The sequence below is a fragment of the Alphaproteobacteria bacterium genome (assembly GCA_018662925.1).
Lineage (GTDB): Bacteria > Pseudomonadota > Alphaproteobacteria > 16-39-46 > JABJFC01 > JABJFC01.
Genome location: JABJFC010000057.1, coordinates 46,545 through 72,456, shown reverse-complemented (window position 1 = coordinate 72,456; position 25,912 = coordinate 46,545). Strand labels below are relative to the sequence as shown.

Here is a 25,912-nt window from a genome sequence, read left to right as displayed (position 1 = left end):
GACAGCCGCAACCATCTTTCTAATTGTTGGCCTCGGGAATCCGGGGCCAAAGTATGTAGCCAACAGGCACAATATTGGATTTATTTGCGTAGATCATATTGCAGAGGCTCATCACTTTCCGCCTTTCCGAAAGAAGTTTAACGGCCTCTATTCGGAAGGAATCATCCATGGAAAGCACGTTCTCCTCCTTAAACCAGAAACATTTATGAACCTATCTGGGGACTCTGTTCTGCCCTTGGCAAGCTTTTATAAAATTCCTCCCGAACGCATCCTTGTCATTCACGACGAGTTGGATCTTGATCCCGGTAAAATCCGCCTCAAAAAGGGTGGTGGCTCTGCCGGCCATAACGGCCTTAAAAGCGTTTCCGCTCATCTTGGTCCCGATTATTGGCGACTTCGAATGGGGATCGGGCACCCCGGAGATCGAGCCCTTGTCCACTCATACGTCCTAAAAGACTTTGCAAAAGCTGATAACACTTGGATTGGGACCCTATGTTTGGCCATTTCAGAGGGCATTAAATTCTGGCTGGAGGGAGATTCTGACCGGCTGAGCACCCATGTAGCCCTTAAAATGTCGCCCCCAAAAGAAAAAACAAAAGAACCGTCCTCAACCCCTTCCCCTATAGGAGACTCACATGGGATTTAATTGTGGCATCGTTGGGCTCCCTAATGTTGGGAAATCGACCCTCTTTAATGCTCTAACATCCACGGCATCAGCGGAAGCCGCGAACTATCCTTTTTGTACCATTGAGCCTAATGTGGGCCGCGTCGGGGTCCCCGACCTTCGATTAAACACATTGTCAGACATAGCTAAATCAGCGAAAACCATCCCAACCCAACTGGAATTTGTGGATATTGCCGGCCTTGTGCGGGGCGCCAGCAAAGGAGAAGGTCTCGGCAACCAGTTTTTGGCTAACATTCGAGAAGTGGACGCCCTGATTGAAATTGTCAGATGTTTTGAGAACAATGATATCTCCCACGTGGAAGGATCCCTCGACCCCGTTCGTGATATTGAAATTATAGAAACGGAACTTATGCTATCCGATATGGAAAGCCTAGAGCGCCAAGAAGCTTCTGTTTTAAAGAAAACCCGCTCCCAGGGAAAGGAAGCTATTGAAGCAAAAGCGCTCCATGCCCTAATTTTAAGAGCCCTCGAACTTTTGAAGGATGGAAAACCTGCTCGCCTATTGGATGTATCACCCGATGAAGAGCCCTTTTTGAATCAATTAAATTTGCTGACATTAAAACCCATTCTCTACGTTTGTAATGTGAACGAAGAGGAAGCCAGTACTGGAAATGAACACAGCCAAAAGGTTGCGGAACATGCCAAAAAAGTAGGAGCCAGAACAGCCATTATCTCTGCCGCCATTGAGGCAGAAGCGGCTGAGCTTTCAACGGAAGATCGACAAGAATATCTTGAATCCCTTGATCTCAAAGAAACAGGGCTTTCCCAAGTCATCCGAGAGGGCTATTCTCTGCTAAGTCTCATTACCTTCTTTACCATAGGTCCCAAGGAAGCTAGGGCTTGGACTGTCCAAAAGGGTTCAAAGGCACCCGGAGCCGCTGGCTGTATTCACACGGACTTTGAAAAAGGGTTTATTCGCGCAGAAACCATCGCCTATAACGATTTCTTATCTCTCAAAGGAGAGCAAGGTGCCAAAGAAGCGGGCAAGCTCCGCCTAGAGGGAAAAGACTATCTCGTCCAAGACGGCGATGTCTTCCACTTCCGCTTTAACGTCTAAATTCTTCACATCCTCGCGCAGAAAAGTCTGAACAAAGACAAGAATCGCAGTATCGCCGCGAATCCTCGAAAGAATGTATTTAAAGCTTCAGAAAGTTGGAAGTGAGTTTTTTAGCCACTTGGACATACACTTAACAATGCATTAAATTTATTTATGCACAACCAAGCCCAGACTCACATTATATTGTAGCAACATTCAAAAAACCAATTGAATTTTATGCATTTTCTTTTCATTGAATTTCATATATACATCATCATTATACAAATAAAATGTATTTATGTGAAGCTTGGTGCTTTAATGAAATCGATTTTCTTAAGTTATAAAAAGTTCGCAACCATATTCTGTATAGCTTGTTTTGTAAGCGCCCCTAGCCTTGTGTGGGCAGTAGAGGGAGATGAAGACACTTCCCCCGGATCACCTATTATTAGTATTAAACGATTCACATCCAAAAAAATTTCGATCTATCCAACAACGGACGAACCTGTAAACGAGGATCAGTGGAATACTACTAGAGAAAGAGGAGTGTCTACCAGTAGCCTGGGGGAGGTGAGCTTCAAAACTGATTCACATGGTCACCCCCTACCTCCCTCATCAACTAGTAGTATTGAAGATAGAAAATGGAATGCAAATCAATTTTTCCTTAACGGCGTGAAAGCCCTGAATGCTGGCAATAACTTGGAAGCAGTGGAGTGGTTTACTCAAGCCACTAACGAAAACCACACAAGAGCCCCTCTCTTTTTGGAGGGGATGTACGTCACGTGTAAAACTAAATTAGAAAATCCCGCCTCAAGAGCTGTCACTCCTTCTCTTGCCAAAAACATGCCAACTATTGTGTTTGTTGGATCAGGATATTCGTCTCTCCCCGCAGCAATATTGTGCCGTAGTTTTGGACTTAATGTCATCATAGTAGAGAAAAATGAGCGGTTATTTTCTGGTGCTAGTATCCTCGCTATCAGACTTCACTCTGGAGGAGAATACTCTACCCATGAGCACACTTCCGAGTCCTGTATGTACTCAAGCTTGCTATTTTTACAAATGCTTCCAGAATACATTTTCGCAAACTTACCACGTCTAGCCTTTCTTGTTTCAAAGTTAAAACAAGAAAAGTTGGAGTCAGAAGAAGAACTAACATTAGAACAAGTCAGAGAAAATTATGAGAGACGTCAAGAACAGTATTCAGAACTTTTTGCTGAACTTCGAAAACATTTTGACAGCGATGAAGAAACAGGCAATCAATTCCTGGGACTTCCTAGTGCCCTTTTTGAAGAATTAGAAGAAGACGAAAGATTTCCTCAATTCCTGGGAGGGATCTTGACAAAGGAAAAGGGGATGAACCCTATGTTAGTAGGGTCATATCTACTTAACCTTCTGAAAAGAAAGAATATTGAGACGTACACCAATCATGAAGTAACTGGAATAATCAAATATGCTACTTATCCTGATGGAGAAACACCAACTGGATACATGGTCTTAGCAGGAGAGCCCACCAAAAGAATTCACGCTGATTTTGTCGTAATTGCAGGTTCAGAGGGATCCTACCCCCTCATAAATAAGCTGATTAATTCAACAGGTAGTCCAACAGATAGCAGTATTTTTGTTAAGCACTCTGACGAGGAAATGCTAACTATCGCACAGAATCTTCGAAATAAACTGAATGAAGCTGCAGATGAATCGGCACTCAAAGAATCGCTATCTAATGTTTCTTCCTTCGTAGTGCCCCCCCCTCCGCCCAAAGAAGAAGAGAAAGTAAAATCCAACAGTGCATCACCTACCGATGCAAACGCCATACCCCAGCACGTCACAAGAGACAACACTCCATCAACCAGCCGAGGTAGCTCTTTTTCTATCGCCCCTGATTCACCCTATTCCTATAAAGACCTCAGTAGATTCGTAAAACATCCTGAATTACACATTTATGTTCGCGGGATCGTTCTTGCTAAAATAAATCAAAATCAAATCCCTATTTTCAAGGGACATAGGTCTGGGCTTTTCGGACAACCTGAACGCGGTGGTGCTATGTTGTGCCCAGTCAATGAGAAGTTCGCAGCCATCTACAGTCCAACAGATGAGGGGTGCCGATTAGATTCTGACACAGTCTCCTGTTTCCGAAGCAATCTACTAGGAAACATTGCAGCTCTTATGACACCATCAAAGGACGAACTTGATACAAGGTCACAAAAAACAGTAGATCATGTACAGGGTTTATATCCAGGCATTGAAATAGAAGTTCCTGAGATGCGTGTAAGGTGTACTTTGAGTACAGAACTTTCTCTCCGAAAGCGTAGTCCGATTGCCTTGATCTCCGCTTTTAAGGAGGCAAACGACGTTTTTTTTGCTGCTGCATTGAAGGGCACGTATGCTGCTAGTTTAGGAATTTTGATTCTTGAAAAACTTTTAACCCGCTTTGCTACCGAACCCGGCATTCAAACTCTCGATCCAGTCCTCAAAGACTATATTCTTGGTTTTCCAGGTGCCTTAGCTCCAGTAAAAAGCTCGACCTCCAATTCACGAGCCACTCCTACAGACCAGGATTTAGATCTGGTGCAAGTTGTTCATGAGGCCCAAGAACTAGAACAACTGAGGGAAATGGCTTCAAAACCACAAACAAAAAGAAAATACCCAAAATTAGATGGAAAAAATCATATATACCTCCCCAAGGAACTTAGGCTTACCGATGACTCTACTCCTCAGGATAAGCTTCTTGCCCTGGCCAGAAAGTTCGCATTTGAGAATGGATTCCCCGTCGAATTTGCCGATCCAAGTTATGAAATCGATGGGGATTTTTCTGTTCAACTTGAAAGAGTCTTAAGCAGCAAATTCATCACTGAATTAAATCTTTCTGGACGACAATTATCAGATACAGAGGCTGAAACACTTGGACAACAACTTAGAAAACACTCTCACTTAACCCATTTGAGTATTTCACGCTGCGGTATTTCCGACGATAGAATTGAAACTATTCTATACGATGCCAATAACCTTATTTCATTGGACGCCAGTGATAACGTTTTTGGAGAAGCAGGTATAAAAAGCATAGCCAGATTGCTCGTTTTGGGTGATGGAAATTTGACTAAGCTTTATCTTGCTAGCTCGAGACTTAATCAACCTGCCATTGAAAAACTTAGTCCCGCCGTTAAACGTAGTAAACTTAGCCTACTCGACCTCTCCTCAAATAGCGTTAATGGCCAACTGTTGACAACGCTTGTCGACTCACTCGAAAATCATGAAACTGTCTCCATTTTGAATTTGAAAGATAATCGAATTGATGTTCGAGATTGTTCTTGCCTAGCCAGATTATTTAGAAAGAATTCTGTTTTGAAGGACGTTGACCTCTCTCATAATTCTATTAATAATCAGGGGTGGTTTACCATGCTTACCTTAGGACTTGTTGATGTTTCAGCTTTTAAGGACGAAAACGAAGAGGGTAAAAAAGAAGAGGGCAAAAATGAATCGAGAACAGATGAGGAAGGCCCCAGTACAAAACTAAACACAAATGGGATAGTTTTTAATCGGAGCTTACAACACCTTAATCTAGATTTTAACAGTGGGTTAGACGACCATACCGTCCGAGTTATTAAATACGTCCTCCGCCAAGGACATTTTGGCTATTAAAAAAAATACAGGGACCAAATTAACTTTTATCATTGATTTAAAAGTAAAAAATGTATTTATTTCAAAATTGCTATACCTAATTTTTATATCATGACATACTGAAAAGAAAAAAATGAGAAAGTATCAACAATGAAAATAGCAATTTCTAAAGCGACTGCTGTAGCATTTGGCCTTTTTTATGCAACAGGAGCATTCGCTGGTTCTTCAGGGGGAGAAGACGCCGGCGACTCGGGAGAATCAGATAGAACCACATTCCAAGTTTCAGCCTCTGTTGCGGAGTCCTGTCAGGTCACCGCCAACGATTTGAGCTTTGGCAGTTACGACCCAATTGGCGTCAACGCTACCAATAATCTGAACTCTAGCTCAAATATTCAACTCACTTGTACCGTTGGGACAACGTATGACGTCGGTTTGAACCAAGGAACGACTTCTGGTGGAACAACGACGACGCGAAAGATGAAAGCCGCCAACGGGTCGGATACCTTAAATTATAAGTTATTCCAAAATTCGTCTCGAAGCATCAACTGGGGAAATTCTCCCGGCTCCGATACGAAATCAGGGACCTCTTCGGGCACCAACGAGACTATTACAGTCTACGGTGCCGTCCTGTCAGGGCAAGTGATTGATAACGATACGTATAGTGATGTAATAACAGTTACGGTGACATACTAAAATGAAACATAAAAACAAAATCCTACTCGCTTTCTTTAGCTGCTTACTTCTGTCCAATCCATCAAAGGTATTTGCGACAGGAAGCTATCATTTAAATCCTATCCGCCTCCATTTGTCCCCTCAAGACACGGTGACAAAGCTCCTTCTCAGGAACTTAAATGATGAAAGTGGACAGCTTCAGGTCCAACTAAAATCTTGGGACCAAAAGGACGGTGAAGATTTATATGAATTGAGCCGAGACATGGTCGTAAGCCCTCCTATCTTTCCCGTAAAAGGAAAAAAGAGCCAGACCATTCGGGTCGCCCTTAGAAATGCCCCCGATGAAAAACGGGAAAAAGCATATCGCCTGTTTATCACGGAAATCATCCCCGAAGTCACAACAGCGGCTCAGGCGAAGGCTCGACAGGGAAAGCTCCAGGTCCAATTGGTTATGAGTATTCCCGTATTCGTACATCCGAAAAATGAAACGGAGATGAAACCTATTTGGAAAGCAAAGCGCCTAGATAGCAAAACGGTGCAAGTGGATCTCCACAACGCAGGAGAAAACCATATCCGTGTCGCAGACTTACAGCTAAAAGATACCGCTGATAAGCCAATTAGCAAAAAGGAATCTACGTTCAGCTACGTGCTTCCAGAACAACGTCACACCTGGAAAATAAGCCTAGATAAAGACCTTACAGGCAATGAAATCAAGCTGACCGGGCTCCTTAAAGAGGACGAATACACAACAACGATCACGGTTGAGTAAGATATCTCAAGGGGCAGAGAACAGCCTCAAATCGGAGGTCAGATTAATGGCTTTGACCATTGCTGCCCTCCGTTTCTTGAACTTGTTTCCGGAAGCCTGAAGGATATACCAAGTGCCTCTAGATCCCACCGGCTTAAGACTTACAGAGGATTAAGCTCTCGTAATTTTTGTCCCGATGCACACTCAGGGGCCTCTGTCGTCGTGGTATATATTCCCCCTGGCTCTAATTCCTTAGTTTCAGTCCGACTAATTTCTGTTTCTCCAGGGATCCGATGCTCCGTCACTTTTGAAACTTTGTAACCATCATACTGCTTCAGGGAATGGCGCTTTTTTTTCTTAAAACCTGAAAATTCATCCCACTCCCGCACACAAATTGAAAAATTCAGACTCGCTTCCTTTGTCCTTTGTTCTCTCACACGCTCATCATTCTGCTGCTCATCTTCAAGAACAAACTCACCACCCTCAAAAGGCCTTTGGAAGCGCGTTCCTTTAAAAACGGCCTCCCAACCATCTTCCAAGGCTGTTCTAAGAGTGGTTTCTCCTAAAGCCTCATAGCCATATTGTTCCGTACGGTTAAATATATGGGAAGCTAAAGGAGTTCTTTCCTCGTTGAGCATAAATCTACTCACACTGAAAACATCAGTCGCATATAATTCACCATCATGATACGCATACTTTGAGTGGGATCCTCGTACCTCAAACTCTTTCTCTTGAGTGAAATCTTCCTCTTCCGACTGACTCTGAACTGTTGCCCGCACCACTGCATACATTTTCCCGTCTTCTTCAAACTCTGAATTATCTACCATAGAATAGGTAGCCCCCTCCATCCCAAATACTTTACTAGATGCCTCAGTAACTGTCGTACCAACAAATATAAACGCCAAAACCAACAAAGGCTTGCTGAAAAAACTGGATATTCTGCTCATCTGGAAACTCTCCATATATATAATATTTCCGTTTAACTCTATGGATAGATTTATTATGTAAAAATTAGGACGTCAACCGTCTTCTATCCTCCCCCTTGACAAAAGTCCAAATATGGATAAAATTTTAGATAAATTTTATATATAGACTATCCATAAACAACCGCAAAGGGATCAGGGAAATGGTTGATACAAGTACCTCACAAGAGATTAATCGTCGCGATTTGGCGCGCCCTGCCTTGGATGCATTTTTCAACATTGCAAATCTTTGGCACCTTGATACTGAGCAACAAATGAATTTGTTGGGCCTAGAATCCCGCTCCACCTTTTTCAAATGGAAAAAAGAGAAAAATGGCCTTTTGTCCAAAGATACACTAGAGCGGATTTCCTATATCTTAGGCATTTACAAAGCCCTCCAGATTCTATTCCCCAACCCTAGCATTGCCGATGAATGGATCCATAAAAGCAATACGGCTTTTGACGAGAAGTCTGCCCTAGATCGGATGCTATCTGGTAATGTGGTTGATCTATTTGAAGTACGCCAGTATTTGGATGCCCAGCGCGGAGGCTGGTCATGAAGATACCCAAAAGTGCCATACGCTGGCTTCCCTGTTGGCGCATTATTCCCAGCCGGTATCCCCCGGTAAATCCTTTCGAACGCATTGCCGGGCCACAAAATCACCGAGCCCTCGCCGAAATTGAAAGCATGACCAACGATCGGCTGCGCAGTGGCGCCCCCGCCTGGAAAGATGCGGCCGGAACAAAGCCTGCGTCAAACTATATCTCCGCAGCTTTTACCCACAAGAATAGGCGTGGCAGCCGCTTTAGTGATGGCTCTTGGGGCGTGTATTATGCGGCCTTCGACCTGCAAACCGCCATTGCCGAGACCACTTATCATCGGGAAAACTTTCTCCGAGCAACCGGGGAAGGGGCCATGTTCATTGATATGCGCGTCTTGGTTGCAGACCTAGTGGGGGACTTTCATGATCTCAGGACCCTGAATGAGGATGTATCTGATGTTTACCACCCTACCAACTATGGAAATTCCCAAGCACTCGCCCTTCGTCTAAAGTCTGAAGATTCCAATGGCCTAACGTACAAAAGCGTTCGCCAACCTGATGGCCTGTGTACCGCAACCTTTAAAGCTGCTGTCCTAAGCAATTGCCGCCAAGAACGCCACCTGTCTTATCACTGGAATGGCGAAAAAATCGTACATGTGTTTGAGAAGCGGGCTTTGAGAAAGGTTTCGTAGGAACGGATAACTGATGCCGGAGTGGGAACTTTTTGCATCGGATTTATCGAATGTCGGAACGTGAGATGACAGTATAGAGTTTTTAGCGATCAAAGGGCCCAGAGGCAAAACAAGAGGCCAAACATAAGATAATAGATTTGGCCTTTCCCGCTCTCTAGAAACTAGAAATCTATCCCCACGACGATGGTATCAGAGTAAAACCCAACCGGCACATTCTGGTTCGAAGGGATTCGACCATACAAGGTAAATTCCTTGGTCACTGCCCGAGACCCGGAACTTCTGCCCGTAACCCTTTTGGAGCCCTGACTCCCATTTCCCCACACAACGCGATGAGAAGGCCCTGTGTAGAGGTTGTATTGGAGAAAGGATCTGCCACTGCTCATTTTTCGAACCCGATAGGAGCCAGAATTGCCCGTCATAAGAGAAATAACATACCGAGCCCTAAAAGAGTCAGAGGCACTACAAGTCACTTTTATGGTGCTGGTCGAATCCACGGAATGATTTTCAAATGGGGTATATTCTCCGAAAGAAAAGGAGTCTGCTGTCACGTCACATGTACAAGTCTCCCCATTACATTTCGCCTGCGCATTTTGACTGACAAAAAACATGGCACAAATACAGATCAACCATATGTAGGTTTTATGCAGATTCTTTTTTTCATTTATATTCTTCATGAACACACTCACATCCCCCATTGTACCCATAATAATAGAAATCACTCCAGTTGAACATCCTCTTCAACCTAAAAACAAAGTTACTCATCTTGAGGCCCCGTTTCGTCCGTCAACTTTTGTTCTTGAACTGCTGGCAATTTACTCTCACCTGACTGGGATTGAGCTCCCTTAGATCCATCTACAGAATCATCTTTGGAAGCTTTTTCAGCTTCGGCTTCATCGTCTTTCTTTAAAACTGGAATAGCTTTCTGTTCCTTCGTAAGGCGATGCTTACACCCTATTGCCCCCAAATAAGGCATGGGATCATCGGTCTTATCCAGTTGGATCGTGAACGAACAACGGTTGCCTTTCCACTGTGCCTCACCTTTCCAAGTCCCCACTTTCAGATCCGTCAAGAAAACTTCTCCGTCATATGCCACGGGGTACGACTGTGCATGATCCTCTAATTTAACAGATGCCCCTGTCGGAACAGGTTCGCCAGAATCCATCATGATCTGAGCCGTTGCACTCTTTGATCGTTTCACATCGAATCGAGCGCGAACACCACTGCGGAAATAAGGAACAAAGATAAGCTCTGGCTCATCTAGCAGTTGAGCATCCAGAGGCAAGTCTTTTGTTTCTAAATATACTTTGTTTTTCTGATGGGCTCGTAAATTGGGGATTAATAGCTTCCCATCAGAGTTTGTGGTTCCAACAAGCTGATTATTACTATAGACACGCACATCTTTCATGTCTGGCACTTCGACAAGCGCAAATCCTTGATCCACGTGCCGTGCCATAATCGTTGTTCCACCATAATGGATTATCCCACCAGAAGCCTCTAATTGATAACTATCATTGGCCTTAAAGCGAGATCCAATAAAACGATATTTCCCATAATTGTTTTGGTAATCTAGCCCTGCTTCATAAAAGTTATTATCATCTTTCCGGGCCAAAATATTGTATCCAAAGCCAGTGCCTGTGGGGAGACGCTTCCGGAATCGAGTCACTTTTTGATCTTCTTGATTCTTACGATGGATATAACTTGATGCCAAGACATGATCGGAGTCCAGTGTCCAAACGAGAGAAAAGGTTATCTGATTTTGCTTTTTGTCCACAAGATTCATAAGCGTACTGGTTCTAAAGTTAAGACCATTCGTAATATTTTTCGTATAGCTTAGCGTCAAAAACTTTGTTGAGTCTTCCAAGCGCCGGTTTTGCAACGTATAGGATAAGTTTAACGACCCAAAATCTTCGAATGTATAGCCTGTGGAAACCTGCCCCGTAAAACTAGGGGCAACAGAAGTCAAAAGAGTGCTTGCACTGGAAAAATCACGCGACGTAAAGGTTCCTCTCCCACCGTAGGTGAATTTACCCTGCCTCAAAAACTCAAAGGAAAGCAGCCTCCCTGGCCCTCGTGTATCTCGGCTAACGGCATAGGAACTGGACAAAATAGCGTAATTTAAGAGAAGATACTCAAGGGTAAGCCCCCCTGACTGACTCTTCTTTAAAATATCCGTATGCAGACCATAGGTAAAATCATCCGTAATCCCAAGCCTGTAATCTCCTGAGGCCATGGGCTCTGTATATTGGTTGCTCGCAATGCCGAAATCACTGCGGATCACACCCACCGAGACGGACATATCTTCCAAACCAGGCTTCAAAAGTTCCTGGGATGTATAGTAGGGCATAATTACCTCTTGCCGCCGCCCTAATAGATCCGTCGTTACGATTTTTATGTCCCCTTCCCCAGATATAACGGGCAAATCTTCGATCAAAAAGGGGCCGCTTTCCACTTCCTTTCGTAATCGAGTTGATTCGTTTATGAACACTTCCACATTGCTGGGAAGAGCTGCTTTTCCTCGATAGCTTGGGACAGGAAATTTTACAATATCCGGCCGAATGTCATATTCCGTCCCCCATTTAACACCGCCAAAAAGGACTGAGCCCCCCCACGGTGAGGGCCGAGCAGTCGCATCTCCAAATTGCCACCGACTGGGCGTTTCTGGATTATCAACGGTCCAGGTGCTCTCTAATCTTATGGGTTTAAAATTGCCTCCAATATTTTTATAAAGAATATCATTGGTCACCACGCCATAGGGAAGAAAGACACCCAGCTCTGTTACACCCGTACCCCGGGTTTTTGCCTGCGTCCCCGTGCGCGTCCCTGTAAAATCATAATTCAAAAAGCCACCCACATCTTCGGGTAGTTTGGCAAATACCTTTTCGGGAAGATCGCTTAGAACTGTTTCAGGAAAATGCCTTGGCGGCAACGTAATAAATACATGCATGGCACCGTAGTCCAGCTCATATTTGCTGCCTTCATACCAATCTAAGGCATAGTACTCTTTCCCCTGATACTGAACTGGGGAGACGCCTTCTGGCAATTTTAGTCGCCATTTCAGTATCTCGTCCTTATCCGCCCAGAGATGCTGTTCGCTATCCATCAGAAAGAGAGCAACACCAGGCTGTTTAGAGTGGTTAACCGATGTCTCAAGTAAAAACTCCTGCATTTCGGCTGGAGAGGGATTTGAAAAAGATGGTTTTGCCCAAAGCACAAGCAAACTTACAACAAAAATGAGTCTAAAAAAGATTTTTGGTGTAGTGGCTGGCAACGACAAACATCCCTGTTTTTATAGCATTATTTTTGCATTATCGTATAAAAAACCGCCTTCGTCCACAGGGGAAGAAGGCGGAATTGGAAGGTATGCCGGTTAAAAAGTTAAAAAGTCACAGAAACCACAATCGTATCCGAATAATCATCAACAGCAGCACTTTGACCACCTGGAATAGTACCATATAGAGTATGAGACTGAATAATGCCCGTACCAATATCGGACTCTGTATTTGATCCAATAACGGCCCCCCACTGGCTAGACCGAGAAGAATCTCTATAAATCTGATAAGAAAGTTTATCTGTTCCAGTCAAACTCTCCATCTGACGACCCCCAGCCCCATAATACAAACCATTATCCATACCGATGTCATAGGCAATATTTTGCGTACAATTCACATCCAGGCTGCCGGTTGCATTTAAGTTACTGGAGGCATGAATCCCCGATACCTCATAGGTGCCAAAGTTCAAATCATTGCTCGTCACCGTGCAGCTTGCCACAACAGTTGCGAGTACCTGAAAAGAATCATTTGAAGAATCAGCCTTTGCAGTCCCCATGACGAGCGCTCCCACAAGAATCAAGGCTATGCTTGTCATTTTTAGTTTCATTGCCAATGTCCTCCTGTATTTCCTTTGTTAACAGTAAGATGCGTCAATATTCTCGTCAGAGAATTTGCCTCTATCTTTAATGTTAGAGTGAAAAGGTTAACAAAAGGTTAACAAACCAAAATTTTTTTAAAATTTTAGATAATTTGAGAACATTCTGAAAAAACTATTATAAATCAAAATGTTACCTCGACGATTACATGATCTGAATACGCACCAGTGGGCATTCCCGATTGTCCCGCGGGAATCCGACCATACATAGCGTGGCTTTGTTGTCCGCCCGTTCCGGTTGCTACTTTACTGGCTCCGCCTGATCCTTCGCCCCAGACACTATTTCTGCCTGCGTCTTTATAAATTTGGTAGTTCAGTGATGCCGTCGCCGAATTGCCACTCTTCAATTTCCTGCTAGATCCGTTCCCATATAATCCCGTTCCCACATCAATTGTATAGGAAGTATCGTTGGTACAGGCTACTCCCAGCTGTCCCGTCGCATCCAAATCGCCATTTTGACCGCTATTATAATTTCCAAAATTTAGATCATTAGTTGATACAGAACAAGAAGCCGAAACAGTCGCAGATACTTGAAAAGAGCCATTCACCCCCGACGCCTGCGCCTCAGAAAATGCACATAAAACAATAGATAAAGTAATAATACTTAAATATTTATTCAACATGACCACCACAGTAAAATTTTATATTTAATTCTATTATACAATATTATTTGTTCATTTTGTTTTTTAATTTAATGGTGTAACGGGGTGGGGAGACTTTGGCAAAACAGGCTCCCTCCCCGAGCCCATTTCCACAGTCAATCTTTATGGAAATCCGACTAATGTAAAGTCAGACTTTACATTAGTCGGAAATGGGTTCTTTCCGATGAAAGCACCCTAGTAATTCGCCCAAAGGATATCGAAAAGAATACTTCTTTTGACGACTCTTGGCACGATAGGAAAGAACACCTGAATGTTTCGTGATCATTTCTGGAGCCACAAGGATAAAGTTCATATCGGTTTCAAAGGAATCAAAGCCGCCAAAAGCTTCTCTCATAGCCGCCTCAGCTTCCCCCAAATAATAGTGCTTTAGGGAAACATTTTGAACAGCGGTCCCGCCTTTTGCCAAATGGGCTTTTACCTCTTTATAGAAATCTGCCGACTTGACCTGTGGAGGAACTGTGTCACTCACACAAACATCCACGAGAATGAGATCAAATTTGTCTTTAGAATCTTTAAGATACTCCCATGCATCAGCCTGGACAATTTTAAGATGCTTATCCTTTTCCTGAACCCCAAAATGCGCCTTGGCCACGCTAATAACAGCTGGATCTAGTTCCACAACTGTAAATTCAGCTCTTTTCAGATACTGACGCAGATACTGGGTCAGACGGCCTCCCCCCAAGCCCAGCATAAGCACCTTCTTCAAATTTTTTGGATAGGCAGCCCCAATGCTCATAATCCTTTGATAAACAAGAGGAACCTCCAATTCATCTTTGGGATTATACATGGATTGAAGGTCATGCACAGCCCCGAATGACATAATAAGATATTGATTTTGTTCAAGAACATAGACTGGATTCTGAGAAGAGGCGCGATATTCAACCAAATTAGCCAGCTTTGGATCCGCTGGGGGCTGATTATATAGATTCTGGCAAATTTCCCCAGAAACAGGGCCAAAATCGGCTCCAAATCCTGCCACAGGCCACACCAGCACTAAAACCAGCAACATAATTTCATAAAATAGCCGTGTTTTCACCATATCTCCCCCTATAAGCTCCAAAACACTATATCAGGCTATCATTGTCCATGGAATGGGGTTTGTGGGGTTGCATGGCGATAAATGGGATAAATATGTAAGTAAAGCACCGCTAGAAGTTGCTATCTGACACATCATTACGCAAGTAAAGATGTGTCTATGAATTACTACAAGCTTACTCATCAGAATCTACAGTGACCGTTAAGTGGTCCGAGTACCTCCCAGACAAAGCTAGCTCAAATCCCTTAGAAGGGGCTATCACACGCAATCGAGCATTCTCTTTGCATTTCTTCTCCTTTGAAATCGAAGTTGTCAGTTTATTAATAGGAACACGGTTAGATACTTCACGCCGACCAACGTCTGAGGCCTTATCGGTAAAGTAAACTCGATAAGGGATCTTTTCCCCAGAAACAGGTTCTACTAAATTAAAATTGTTATCGCTCGATATGGTTACTGAATAACGGTATTGCCCTTTGGATTTAGCTTTTTTGCTTTTTTTTGTTTGATATATGCAAAAATCATTGTACCCAGATCCACTGATCCCAAAAGTTAAAGTCCCCATCCATGTCCCATCCCCATTCTGCGACAAAATAGCAACTTTCCCCTGGGCACATTGCGAAACAAAACAGGATGCTAGAAGAAACAAAATAAACTGCAACCCATTCCGGCTAATAAACATATCCAAACGTACCTGTTGCTAAACGGAAACATACCACGTCACTATATACTACTTGGAACTGAAAATAAAACACCCAAGCAGAAATGAAAAGAATGGCCTCCACTCTTATACTTCATATATTCGAATGAATGAAAATTATCAAACTAATCACGTCCCAGTCGCTTGAGCGACCACTGCAGTGATTGTTCCATCGTACGTCCCAGAATCCAATGCTTCATAGCTAGCTTCAATTATCCGCACAAATAGCTTGGAATTGTCAGTTCCCCCCGATCCTCGGCATTGACCAATAGTCGTCGCAGCCTGATCGTCGACAGCGGTGTTATATGTTACAGCACTATTTCCACCATCACCAAATGCTCCTCCGATTTCATCAATCCATTCCACAGAATAGGCAACGGTACCTGACCCACCGGATTCTTCCAGTTGAAAAGTTGCCGTCTCTGCTGTGGTAAGTGTAAGCTTAAAGGCTTTAGTTTGATTACCTGTTCCTGACTTCACATTGCTAAAAACGCAAAGATCGTCAGATTGATCTAAATTACCAGTTGTAGACTCAATTAACGTCCCAAAATCCAAATTGTCAATGCTGGAATCTTGTATAAATATCTGTTGCCCGACCGCGATTGTTAAGGTGAGGTCATCGCTATCCGATGCAGTCTTCAGGCCTGTGGGAGGAAAAAAAGCCACCAGAAATGCCAAAAAACTTGCACCCAACACAACTCTCGATTCTATACCACGAAGTTTCCTCAACATAATTATGTCTCCAACTCTTCAAAATCAACTTAAAGCGCCTCAACAAACTTTCCTTGAGATGAGGCTAAAATTAAGAACTCAAAACTACCTACACAAAACAAACGCTCTCTCCTTAATTCTTCCATACGATCGAAATGATGGAAGGCCATTACTATCCCGTATTAGGTGCCCGTAGCTTGAGCGACCACTGCAGTAATAGTACCATTGTACGTTGCAGCATCTAATTCAGTATAGTTTGCCTCAAGTATTCGGATAAACAACTTCGTATTGTCATTTCCACCCGACCCTCGACACTGACCAATGGTTGTCGCAGTTTGATCGTCAACAGCGGTGTTATACGTTACAGTACTATTTCCACCATCACCAAATGATCCTCCGATTTCATCAATCCATTCCACAGAGTAGGCTATCGTGCCGGCTCCACCGTCCTCTTCCAATTGAAAGGTTGCCGTCTCTGCTGTGGTAAGTGTAAGCTTAAAGGCCTTAGTTTGATTACCTGTGCCTGACTTCACATTGCTAAAAACACATAGATCATCTGTTCCATCTAAATCACCGCTTGTAACCTCAGAAACAGTACCAAAATCTATGTTATCAATGCTGGAATCTTGTATAAAGATCTGTTGTCCAACAGCCAATGTCAGAGTTATATCATCACTATCAGACGCCGACTTAATGCCTGTTGACGAAGACAAGAGCAGCCCCAAGCCTAAAGCACTTGCAGCAAATACATTTAAACGTTTAACGCTACTAAACTTTCCTGACATAACTCCACCTCTTTAAACACAAACTTTAAAACCACAATGAAACAAACATCTCAATATAATATTACCACAAATAGTCTAAAGTTATTATTTCTTTTTCATTGCATAACAATATCTATTTGAATTAATTAAAATAATAAACCGAACTATTTTTGGTACATTTTTCTAAAGCATTTAAGGAGTTGCAATGAGATAAATGATCTGTTTTTCATTGGGACAAGAGATGTCAGATGCTAAACCCATACAAAAATAATACATTCGATTGTTTTTGTTGAGTTTTATTCTATGGTTCAATTCTAAAACTCAGAATACACACATTCTCAAAGATTATTATATTAGGCTTAGCTTAAAACTCTAATTAGCTATTGTTTTTTAAAAGAAAAGTCTACGGCGAGGCAACTGTCACAGTAATATTATCAAGATAGTCACCAGCCAGCTTTGCTTGATAATCCGACTCCAGAATTGTAGCTATAACAACAGAATTATTTCCAGGATTGTTTCCTCTACACTTACCAACAGAAGTTGCTTGAAACCCCGTCAATGTTGCGCCCTCGGGCACCTGTTGTGCACCAGCGCCATTCACATTATCGGCAAATTGGATCGAATATACCATCTGCCCACCAGGCGTTGCCGCAGCTGCAGCATCTGCATTCAACAGCTTGTACTCCCCATTATCACTCGTTACAGTCACTGTGTACGCCCTAGCTAAACCTCCAAAATTCACATTGCTAAAGACACATATTTTGTCCTGAGCCGTAACGTCACCCGCAGTTGAATCTAATATTTCATCAAAAGTGAGTCCATCAATACTAGAATCTTGAATGAAAATTTGGAGCCCTATCGAGGCACCCACTGGAATAACCTTCGAAGGACTTCCCCCGCCTGGACCACCACCTCCACCACCACCTCCTCCTCCAGAAGAGCCAGCTTGTGAAAACGAAATACCAATAAAATAGCAGAGAAAAAGTGCCACTGAAAGAACCCTAACAGCCACCCTCACGTCTTGAAAACAAAGGCCTTTCCAATCACTATAACGCATTTTTCCGCAAATCCTTAAAAGTTACCCGTCTCTGTTAGTATTTTAGCACATACTTTAACACATTCTAGCTAAATTTTGCAGCAGGAAATATAAAAATTTAACATGAACCTTAAACGCAAATATCAATTTTATAATAAATTAATTTCCATCCACGGTTTGACAACGGATTTAGGTAATAGTATCATGTGGTCAGTGATTATATATGATGAATAATAAAGAATAAGATGCAGCTTCGAAGTTTTTTTTCAAAAGTAATTTTTATGACATTAGCGTGTACGCTGTGTGTTCATCATGCGTGTGCACGTATTATCGTCTCTCCATTAAGGACACAGTTCAAATTAAAAGATAAGCCGTATCAAGATATTTCAGTTTTCAACCAACAAAAAGATAAAAAGTCATACGTTGGCACTACTCTAAAACTTATTGAGAATCCTGGCATGCCGAACGAACGTTCCATAGAAAGTCGAAATCCAAAGGAAGTTGGCTTACTTCTGACACCTCCAAAATTAGTCCTTGCACCGAATCAAAGGAGAAGCATTCGTGTTTCACTTTTAAAACCGCCAGGTGAACAAGAACGCATCTACAGAATTAAGGTGATGCCCGTTTTGGGACAACTAAAGCGTGTAGCACCAGTTTCACAAGGTGAAAAACGACTATTTTTACGTGTAAATGTTGCTTTTTTAGTTGAGTTAGTAATACCTCCTATAAAACCAGTTGCAAAAATTTCTGCAATTCGGAATGGCAAGTCTGTTACCGTAAAAAATATCGGCAATACAAATCTGCTTTTTGGGAAGATCCAACAATGCACTTCAGCTGATAAATGTGTGGAAACAGGGGTAACTGGCAAACGCCTCTATGCTGGAAACACTTACACTTTTGAAATCCCTGAAGCAGGTCCTGTCTCTTTTGAAACGGTTGCAGAGACTCTAGATAAAAAAAGTGCAGGGCAAACAAACTAATACATTATACAAGAATTGCATGAAAAATTTTACTTCCCAATAACAGTGGGCTGTCTCTTGGCTCAACTACTAAAATTGTGAAGTATTTCTGTCCCTGGGCCATACTGGCTATCACAACAAAAGCTGCAATTAGGCACTTGAGCACACGCTCCCCCCAAGTAAACTGAACACGTTAGGTTGCACTCCTTAAGCTTCTGATGCTGACTTTTAGAGAATTCTGGAGCTAAAATACCGTATGTTATATTTTTGGCTAACACCTCTTCATTTATCAAACAAAATGTACATAAAAATGAAAAGAATAATATAGTAACCTTAATCATTTACCACCATTAAAATTGAACTAAACAAATAATTAAAACAACAATACAAGTAAATAGTAACACAAAAAAACCTGAAGATGTATTAGGAAATTCTTAATAAGACATCTCTTCTATTTAATGACAACAATAAAATCCTTATGTCTACCGCTCTAGAAAAGAAACTTCTCGATAAACGAGCTCTTTTCTATTCGAGGAAGGTGTCTTTTCTCCAAGACTTTCAGGATGTCCTTTTTCATAATACACAGCCTTTTTTGGGATGGGCCCTGTTTTGATACCTTTTTTGGCTTTTTCTTTAGGAACTATCCCTAATAGACTATTCTCTCCGTAAACCTTATTCTTAGTCGGACCGACTTCAGGGCGTTGCGTAGATTTTTTGTTCATAGCTTTCTCAACAGCAGGAATTACCTCATGATATACCAGCTCCTTTAGGCGTTTTACAGATTTAGTCACTCTAGTAGGATTTACTGCTTGACCACTTGCCCTGTTCACTGAAGAATCACGCACTTGATAAACCAGTTCTTTTTCAGACTGTCTGCCCGATGCCTTGCCTTGTTTTACTAGATCAACTAATTTGCCCTCCTGATGAACTAATTCTTTCTCAAAATTTTTGTTTGTAGATGTACCCTTCTTTTCAGCTCCTTCTGATTTCCCTTCTTGATGAACCAGTTCTTTCTTAAACTTCTTATTCATAGGCTTAGCTCGTTTTGGTGAAATAGCTGGCTTCCCTTCTTGATAAACTAATTCTTTACTAAATCTTGTTGCTTTCTTGTTCTCAGTTGTTTTATTAATATTTTTATCGATATCAATCATTGGTATTTCTCTGTGCACCGATTCTTCAATCACTGGTTTCGATTTTGAAGAAATTCCATCAAGATCCTCGATATTATCTTCAGGCTGAATATTCTCTTGCGAAGAAACTCCTGCACCGACTTCTTCTTGAATACTCTCTTCTGCCATCTCTTTTTGATCTTGAACTCCTTCCATGGACTCTTCCTCAAAACTAGTCTTTCCAGGATCGATAGCATTCAAATGATCTGGCTGTTTCTGCGATGGTGATTGAATCTCCTCTTCTGTAACAACAGGTATATCACCTTCTATTTTCCCCTCTGAAGTTTCATCCTTCTTAAGTTCTTCAAAAAGAACTTCCCCTTCATATTTATTCTCTCTTTTATTATCAATTCTTTTTGGCCTCTTCTTTGTAGGAACACAGACTATACTCTCCTTATATACATAGTTATCTTCCGGAGCCAACCCGCCAACCTTAACTTCACAAAAAGCTCCTTCAATGGGTTCAACAAACAATTTTTCTGTCCCCTCAGGAATTTCAACTTGAATATACCCATTTTCATCTGTTTGGGCTAAATCAACTCCACCTTCCACACCTGCATATTGGACAAAACTTCCATCAGGCCTTACAAACTGTGAAATAAGCAAAAACACTTTTTGCACTTCCCACGAAAGTGGTTGAATATTACTCTCATACAAAGTGACAAACTTTGGTTCAGGATTATACGTATACAGATTACCCGCTAAGGAGTTAATAGAAACCATATAAGTCTTGAACGGTGACAGTTGTATGAATGCAGCAGTTCCTGACTTAATAACTTGAGCAGGGCGGTTATTAATGAGCACTTCAAATTCCTGGTCAGCCTCAGAAGATATTACATCCACAAAAATCCCCGTAGTATTACGGGAAGAGTTCGAGAAACCGCTCTTCTCTTCTGCAGCAATAAAACTTGTGTCCCCCGAAAAACTAAACTGCCGACTAATTGCCCCAGAAATAGGTTTGCTATAAGACGCACTGCTTTGAAAGCGCCCAAAATTATCGCTATATGATACGGATGGCCTTAAAGAATCAGACGCTGAAGTATGACTCCCAGTCACTCCTGCTCCCAAATCATAGCGCCCAGATTCAGATTTTGTCCAAGCAGAACTTAAAGTATAATCCTGTGTATCACGTTCACTAAGCTGATTTTCAATATCTTGCTCCCTATTGTAAGTCCCCCGAAACGCGTGTCTCCAATTATCATGGGAAAAACTCACATTTATACCAAATATATAGAGCCTGTCGTTATTTCTAACATTATAGCTTGTTAACCAATTTGCAAAAATGCCACTTTCCCTGTAAAGAGGATAACTAAAGGTGGCAGTGTAAGCTCTATTCTTTGTCCCAACATCTGATTTTCCATAACTAGTGTTGAACAAAAAATTTCCTTTATATAGAGGCAAATTAAGAAAGGCTGAATATCTTACACGCGTCCCAGAAACAGGGTCAAATTCAGAAGCTATTTTGTTCCTTTGAGCCTTTGTTGGACCAAACATACTAAGAAAATTTCCGCCTCCAGAAAAAAAACTTGCTCTATAACGTAGATCCGAAAAGTATCCATAATTTTTCTTTGTTGTAATTAACCCACCAACCTTTAACGTTATGTCAGAATCGACAAAAATTACACTAGACTCTGATGCAGCAACACTCCGAGCCAACTGAACATTTTCAGCTAAGGCCCAAGAGTTAGCTACTCTTACAGCCGTCCCCATCTGCCCAACCAAATCATTAAAAAACTGAGGAAACAGCTCTTGAGTTCTATTTGCTGTATTTTCAATAAATCCAAAACTCCCATAGTAAAATGGATAATCAAATGGAGGAATAACTTCCGTCTTAACAAAAGCCTGTGTTGTTTCCGTTACGTTGCCATTTATGTCAATAATTTTGATTTGAACATCGTAATTTCCTGCTGGAAAACTAGAAGTATTGATGAACTGATTGCCAGCCGTATAGTTTTGAGCGTACAGAAGTTTTTTATCCCTAAAAACTTGGACCTCCCCGGGTAAAGCTAGGAAAACCTCTATTGGAGTCGACTGGGCGCTATTTAGGTCTGTAAGTTGATTAAGTGTGGTAAAAAACTTACCTCCTATAAGAAGCTGAGATGATAGAAAGTTACTTCCTTCATTTCTCACAGTTCCAATCTGAAATGTCTTATTCCATCTATTCAAATTTCCAGTAATTGTACTGAAACGAAAACGCTTTTCACCAACAGTAGATAAAGACGTATCACCTTCATCCAGGAAATAACTCGAGTCAATATCTATAAATGCCTCTTTATAGGCAAAAACATTTCTATTGTTAACAGTATAGTTCCTTTCTCGTTTACTCCCTGTCGAATTCACAAAAACATTATTCAGGAAAGAAAAATTACTCGTTGATCGTGGCAGTTGATCAAATTCAAGTTCTTTTTTGTCTAAGAGATCTGCATTAACAAAAATAGACAATTCTCTTTTGAATCTGTCATAAATAACTGCAGCTACTTTGGGACTTAAAATTCCACAGGGTTGTCGTGCATTTTCATTACTACATGCTAACTCTGAGTTGCCAGCTATTTCTCCTGTTAATGCTTTAAGGACAGCTTCAGGATCTTTAAGCCCTTTCATTTTCTTTACAAGTAGGCCCGGATTTTTAATAACTACCTTGTTATCTTGGTATGTCATTAGAGAACTACCAAGCAAATTCCCGAAAAAATAGGCTTCCACATAGTTAGTCTCTTCAGCAACATCTACAGCTTCGAAGCCTGGGGGAGGTTCGTCTGACTCCTCAAAAATTCCAATACGAGTGCTGAGAGAATATTCAGGAATCAGCAAGAAAGCGACAATAAAAAAATAATAATTGAATATTGTCAGACTCTTAAAACATAGAGCTATAATTGTTTTTGTATTGGATCCATTCAGCATAAATTGATCTTTGGAATAGCCCCTATTTTACGGAAAAAATACGGGAAGAAGTTTTGTACCGAAAAACAGATCACTCTGTAGCTCCCTTGAAACTACCAATTTTTATATAATTTATACAAAGAAAACTCCGAAAGATAAAGCAAAAACTCTCAAATTGGCTTTGCATTATGGAATAAACCCAAAAGACTTGTTTTAAAACTTTTATGAATAGTAACTGCTAGTTCTTCCTCGGCGCGTCTGGAATACTTTCGTAGAAAAAACATTCAAATAAATCCTTAAGGTTATATCGAAAGTCATATTTTTTCTGCAATGTCTCGGCTAGTGTTACTTTCTCACTTTCTGTTTTTAGAGGCCCATCATACCCAATTAAAATAAAATTATGTCCCCTCTCAAAAATATCCACATGATCAAAAAGCTTTGTCATTACATCTTCCGCCTCTGACAAAAAATACCTTTTATTGAATACATTTTGAACAACCGCTCCACCAGAAACAAGATGCTTCTTCACTTCTTTATAAAACGCTTCACCTTTAAGATGTTCAGGAAGAATTTCCTTCCAATATGCGTCTAAGAAAATTAAATCAAATTTTTCCTTACTCCCCTTCAAAAACTTCCAACCTTCACTTTCTACGATCTTAATTTTTTCTGAAGGTTTTACGTCAAAATACTGCTGAGCAACCTTTATAACCTCAGGACTAAGCTCAACCCCAGTGAAATGTGTGTTTTTCATATACTGACTCAAGTAACTGGTAATTCTACCCCCTCCTAGGCCTATCATAAGAACTTTCTTAATCTCTTTTGTCGTAGGATACAGAACTCCTAGAGTCATGATCCGCCCATAACTCATAGCCAGTTCAGTACTATCTAAGGGGTTATACATAGACTGAATATCATGTTTTCTCTCGAATGACATTCCTATATGGGGACCAACTTCTAAAACATATACCGAAATATCTTTTCCTTGAATTACATCAATGACGTCAGCCTTCTTCAGATTGAATTTTGGTTGGCTTGAAAGTTGATAGCAAGCTAAGGGATTTGCAGTATCCGATGCTGTTGCCAACTGAAAACAAGTAGTAACAATAGTAAAAACAATAAAACAGTACTTAACAAAGCAGCTATAGCGTTCTAAACCACCTTCATTTTTGCGATTTTTCATTATTAACCTCATTAGTACCAACACAAAAAAAGTTCACTGATATTGTATCGGAAGTTATATTTTTTTTGAAGACCCAACGTTCGCTTTAAAAGTATTTCTTCTGTTTTAGGAGGGCCGTTGTATGAAATTAAAATTGCATCATCACTTCTTTGTTCCTCAAATTTACTAGGCTCTTCCCGTACATTGAATCCATCAACATGATCGAAAACCTTCAAAAGGACTTCTCGTATGTCACTGGGAGAACGATCAATTTTTGTGAGAAAATTTCCAACAAAAACACCGCCGGTTACCAATTTACTTCGTATCAGCCTATATAGAGACAGATCACCGGAATGTTTGCCTAGGGAAGATATTACGTCAAAATCCAAAATTATAATATCGTATCTTTCTTTCGTATTTTGGAGGTGTTCCCACACATCCTCGGTCACGATTTTCTGATCCGGAGACAAACCAAAATAATTCTCCACAGCCTTAACGACCTCAGATTTAACCTCTAAACAGGTTATCTCTATCTCTGGAGCGAATTGATGAAGGTAGGAATTTATTTGCCCACTTCCTAAACCGATAAAAAGAATCTTTTCTAATTTTTTTGGATATAAAAGGCCTAGCGTCATCAAACGAGCCGAAAATTGTGATAGTTCTGTGGGATCCTCTGAATTTCTTATTCGCTGGACATTATCACCAAAAGAAAAATTTATATATTTTCCTTTTTTTGAAACCGAAAAAGAGCTTTTTCCTGACCTATCTCCACTCAAAGAATCCTGCGTTTTAATATCAAAGTGTAGTTCCTTACTTTGTTTCTTACAAAGAGTTTTATCAAACTGTCCCTGGACACTCCCATGACAACCTAGAAAAATAATAACCCCTGCAAAGAAAAGTTTAGTTCTTCTCAATTTCACCTTTGCCCCTCTACAATAACATCTCCGTAAAAATGCTTCTCCCACCTACATCCAACATTTCAACAACTCTCTCAGACCATAACGAAATCCATGTTGCTTTTGAAGCCTTATTGCTCTCTTTTTGAAACTTTTATTGGATATTTTGGGACCGTTATAAGCAATGAGAATTGTATTATCCCCTTCTTCATCCTCTCCTAGCAGGGCATTTCCTGCCACATCTTCATTGTACGTATCCACATGTGCAAAACTTTGACTCAGCTTCTCCCGCACTTGCTGAATATTGAGATGCTTGGAGGGAATAGCATTTTGGACCAAGGCACCGTTTGGTGCCAACTTCTCCTTAGCGAGTGCATAAAAGGAAGCAGTTGCCATATGGGTTGGAATAAATTCCATGTAAGCATCAGAGAAGATTAGATCATACTTTTCTTGGGTGTCTTTCAAAAACGTCAATCCATCCGCAAGAACGAGTTTATGCCGACTTGTATCTGGCACCCCAAAATATGCCTTGGCCGCCTCAATAACCAATGGATTGTGATCAACACAGGTAATGTGTGCCTCGGGGAAATAGTGGTGCAAGTAACTGCTCAACATACCTGTCCCCAAACCCACCATAAGAACTCTTTTGATATGCTTGGGATACAAAACCCCCATAGACATCAAGCGTGCAAACAAAAGCGGCAACTCAGTAACGTCTGAAGGATCTTTTGTTCCCTGCACATCCTCTCCTCCATTAAAGGATAAAGCATAATAAGGACCCTCCTTTAATACCACATACCCATTTTCTTTCGTGTAAAGTACCTCTGCCTGTTCCAAGTCAATATCCACTTCCGAACGAAGCTCTTCACAGATGGATGCTTTACAAATTGGGGCCTGTGCCAATAATAAGGCCTGAAATAGAGACAAAAAAATAATGAAATGAATTATCTTGGATTGTTTAGCTTCCACCTTGCCACCCTCTTTTTTTTTGAGACAGTATCAGGCATTTAAGAGGAAGGATAGGGTGGGCAACTATTTTAAGGGAACGAATTAAATAGCCGTCATGCCGGAAC

22 protein-coding genes are annotated in these 25,912 nt (G+C 41.4%); 8 read left to right on the top strand and 14 right to left on the bottom strand.

Features of this window, described 5'->3' with window-relative positions; all coding sequences use genetic code 11:
• Positions 1–13: 13 nt before the first annotated feature.
• The 5 genes from HOL16_04900 (at position 14) to HOL16_04880 (ending at position 6,774) form a co-directional block, all read left to right on the top strand.
• Entirely contained in the window at positions 14–646 is a 633-nt protein-coding gene (locus HOL16_04900; protein ID MBT5390031.1) for an aminoacyl-tRNA hydrolase, read from the top strand.
• Positions 636–1,742 carry a redox-regulated ATPase YchF gene (ychF, locus tag HOL16_04895; protein ID MBT5390030.1) on the top strand — a complete coding sequence of 369 codons (1,107 nt, stop codon included), beginning with the start codon at positions 636–638 and terminating at the stop codon, positions 1,740–1,742. The genes HOL16_04900 and ychF overlap by 11 nt, the downstream gene beginning before the upstream one ends.
• A gap of 297 nt (positions 1,743–2,039) precedes the next feature.
• Complete coding sequence (locus tag HOL16_04890; protein MBT5390029.1) at positions 2,040–5,354, top strand: hypothetical protein; 3,315 nt, start codon at positions 2,040–2,042, stop codon at positions 5,352–5,354.
• Positions 5,355–5,483: 129 nt separating this feature from the next.
• Positions 5,484–6,026, top strand: coding sequence for a spore coat protein U domain-containing protein (locus HOL16_04885; protein ID MBT5390028.1), 543 nt, complete (start codon positions 5,484–5,486; stop codon positions 6,024–6,026).
• Between the two features lies 1 nt (position 6,027).
• Positions 6,028–6,774, top strand: a complete 747-nt coding sequence (locus HOL16_04880; protein MBT5390027.1) for a molecular chaperone — start codon at positions 6,028–6,030, stop codon at positions 6,772–6,774.
• A 140-nt stretch (positions 6,775–6,914) separates the two neighbouring features.
• On the opposite strand, the gene HOL16_04875 is transcribed toward HOL16_04880, so the two are convergent.
• Positions 6,915–7,700, bottom strand: a complete 786-nt coding sequence (locus tag HOL16_04875; protein MBT5390026.1) for a hypothetical protein — start codon at positions 7,698–7,700, stop codon at positions 6,915–6,917.
• A 179-nt stretch (positions 7,701–7,879) separates the two neighbouring features.
• Between HOL16_04875 and HOL16_04870 the strand changes: the two genes are divergently transcribed.
• On the top strand, positions 7,880–8,275 hold the full coding sequence (locus HOL16_04870) for a DUF2384 domain-containing protein (protein ID MBT5390025.1): 396 nt from the start codon (positions 7,880–7,882) through the stop codon (positions 8,273–8,275).
• Positions 8,272–8,949 (top strand): RES family NAD+ phosphorylase, encoded by a 678-nt coding sequence (locus HOL16_04865; protein ID MBT5390024.1) that lies wholly within the window; start codon positions 8,272–8,274, stop codon positions 8,947–8,949. Before HOL16_04870 ends, HOL16_04865 begins: the two co-directional genes overlap by 4 nt.
• 161 nt (positions 8,950–9,110) lie before the next feature.
• Here HOL16_04865 and HOL16_04860 read toward each other — a convergent pair whose 3' ends face one another.
• The 9 genes from HOL16_04860 to HOL16_04820 all read right to left on the bottom strand — a co-directional run bounded on the left by HOL16_04860 (position 9,111) and on the right by HOL16_04820 (position 17,800).
• Positions 9,111–9,623 carry a spore coat protein U domain-containing protein gene (locus tag HOL16_04860; protein MBT5390023.1) on the bottom strand — a complete coding sequence of 171 codons (513 nt, stop codon included), beginning with the start codon at positions 9,621–9,623 and terminating at the stop codon, positions 9,111–9,113.
• Between the two features lie 80 nt (positions 9,624–9,703).
• Positions 9,704–12,217, bottom strand: coding sequence for a fimbrial biogenesis outer membrane usher protein (locus tag HOL16_04855; GenBank protein MBT5390022.1), 2,514 nt, complete (start codon positions 12,215–12,217; stop codon positions 9,704–9,706).
• A gap of 107 nt (positions 12,218–12,324) precedes the next feature.
• On the bottom strand, positions 12,325–12,813 hold the full coding sequence (locus HOL16_04850; protein ID MBT5390021.1) for a spore coat protein U domain-containing protein: 489 nt from the start codon (positions 12,811–12,813) through the stop codon (positions 12,325–12,327).
• Positions 12,814–12,998: 185 nt separating this feature from the next.
• A complete protein-coding gene (locus HOL16_04845) occupies positions 12,999–13,496 on the bottom strand; it encodes a spore coat protein U domain-containing protein (protein MBT5390020.1) in 498 nt (165 codons plus the stop codon).
• A 178-nt stretch (positions 13,497–13,674) separates the two neighbouring features.
• Positions 13,675–14,574 (bottom strand): fused MFS/spermidine synthase, encoded by a 900-nt coding sequence (locus HOL16_04840; protein MBT5390019.1) that lies wholly within the window; start codon positions 14,572–14,574, stop codon positions 13,675–13,677.
• A gap of 172 nt (positions 14,575–14,746) precedes the next feature.
• On the bottom strand, positions 14,747–15,250 hold the full coding sequence (locus tag HOL16_04835; GenBank protein MBT5390018.1) for a hypothetical protein: 504 nt from the start codon (positions 15,248–15,250) through the stop codon (positions 14,747–14,749).
• A gap of 147 nt (positions 15,251–15,397) precedes the next feature.
• Positions 15,398–16,000, bottom strand: a complete 603-nt coding sequence (locus HOL16_04830) for a hypothetical protein (protein ID MBT5390017.1) — start codon at positions 15,998–16,000, stop codon at positions 15,398–15,400.
• Positions 16,001–16,161: 161 nt separating this feature from the next.
• A complete protein-coding gene (locus HOL16_04825) occupies positions 16,162–16,764 on the bottom strand; it encodes a hypothetical protein (GenBank protein ID MBT5390016.1) in 603 nt (200 codons plus the stop codon).
• Positions 16,765–17,146: 382 nt separating this feature from the next.
• The gene (locus HOL16_04820; protein ID MBT5390015.1) at positions 17,147–17,800 is read right to left on the bottom strand and encodes a hypothetical protein; all 654 of its coding nucleotides are present in this window, start codon (positions 17,798–17,800) and stop codon (positions 17,147–17,149) included.
• A 260-nt stretch (positions 17,801–18,060) separates the two neighbouring features.
• Here HOL16_04820 and HOL16_04815 point away from each other — a divergent pair, with 260 nt between their 5' ends.
• Positions 18,061–18,759: a hypothetical protein gene (locus HOL16_04815; protein MBT5390014.1), complete on the top strand. Its 699-nt coding sequence runs from the start codon at positions 18,061–18,063 to the stop codon at positions 18,757–18,759.
• A 461-nt stretch (positions 18,760–19,220) separates the two neighbouring features.
• Here the strand turns inward: HOL16_04815 and HOL16_04810 are convergent, their stop codons facing one another.
• The 4 genes from HOL16_04810 to HOL16_04795 all read right to left on the bottom strand — a co-directional run bounded on the left by HOL16_04810 (position 19,221) and on the right by HOL16_04795 (position 25,766).
• Complete coding sequence (locus HOL16_04810; protein MBT5390013.1) at positions 19,221–22,805, bottom strand: hypothetical protein; 3,585 nt, start codon at positions 22,803–22,805, stop codon at positions 19,221–19,223.
• Positions 22,806–23,022: 217 nt separating this feature from the next.
• Positions 23,023–23,964: a fused MFS/spermidine synthase gene (locus HOL16_04805; protein MBT5390012.1), complete on the bottom strand. Its 942-nt coding sequence runs from the start codon at positions 23,962–23,964 to the stop codon at positions 23,023–23,025.
• A gap of 11 nt (positions 23,965–23,975) precedes the next feature.
• Complete coding sequence (locus tag HOL16_04800) at positions 23,976–24,857, bottom strand: hypothetical protein (protein ID MBT5390011.1); 882 nt, start codon at positions 24,855–24,857, stop codon at positions 23,976–23,978.
• 51 nt (positions 24,858–24,908) lie between these two features.
• A complete protein-coding gene (locus tag HOL16_04795) occupies positions 24,909–25,766 on the bottom strand; it encodes a fused MFS/spermidine synthase (GenBank protein MBT5390010.1) in 858 nt (285 codons plus the stop codon).
• Between the last annotated feature and the right edge of the window lie 146 nt (positions 25,767–25,912).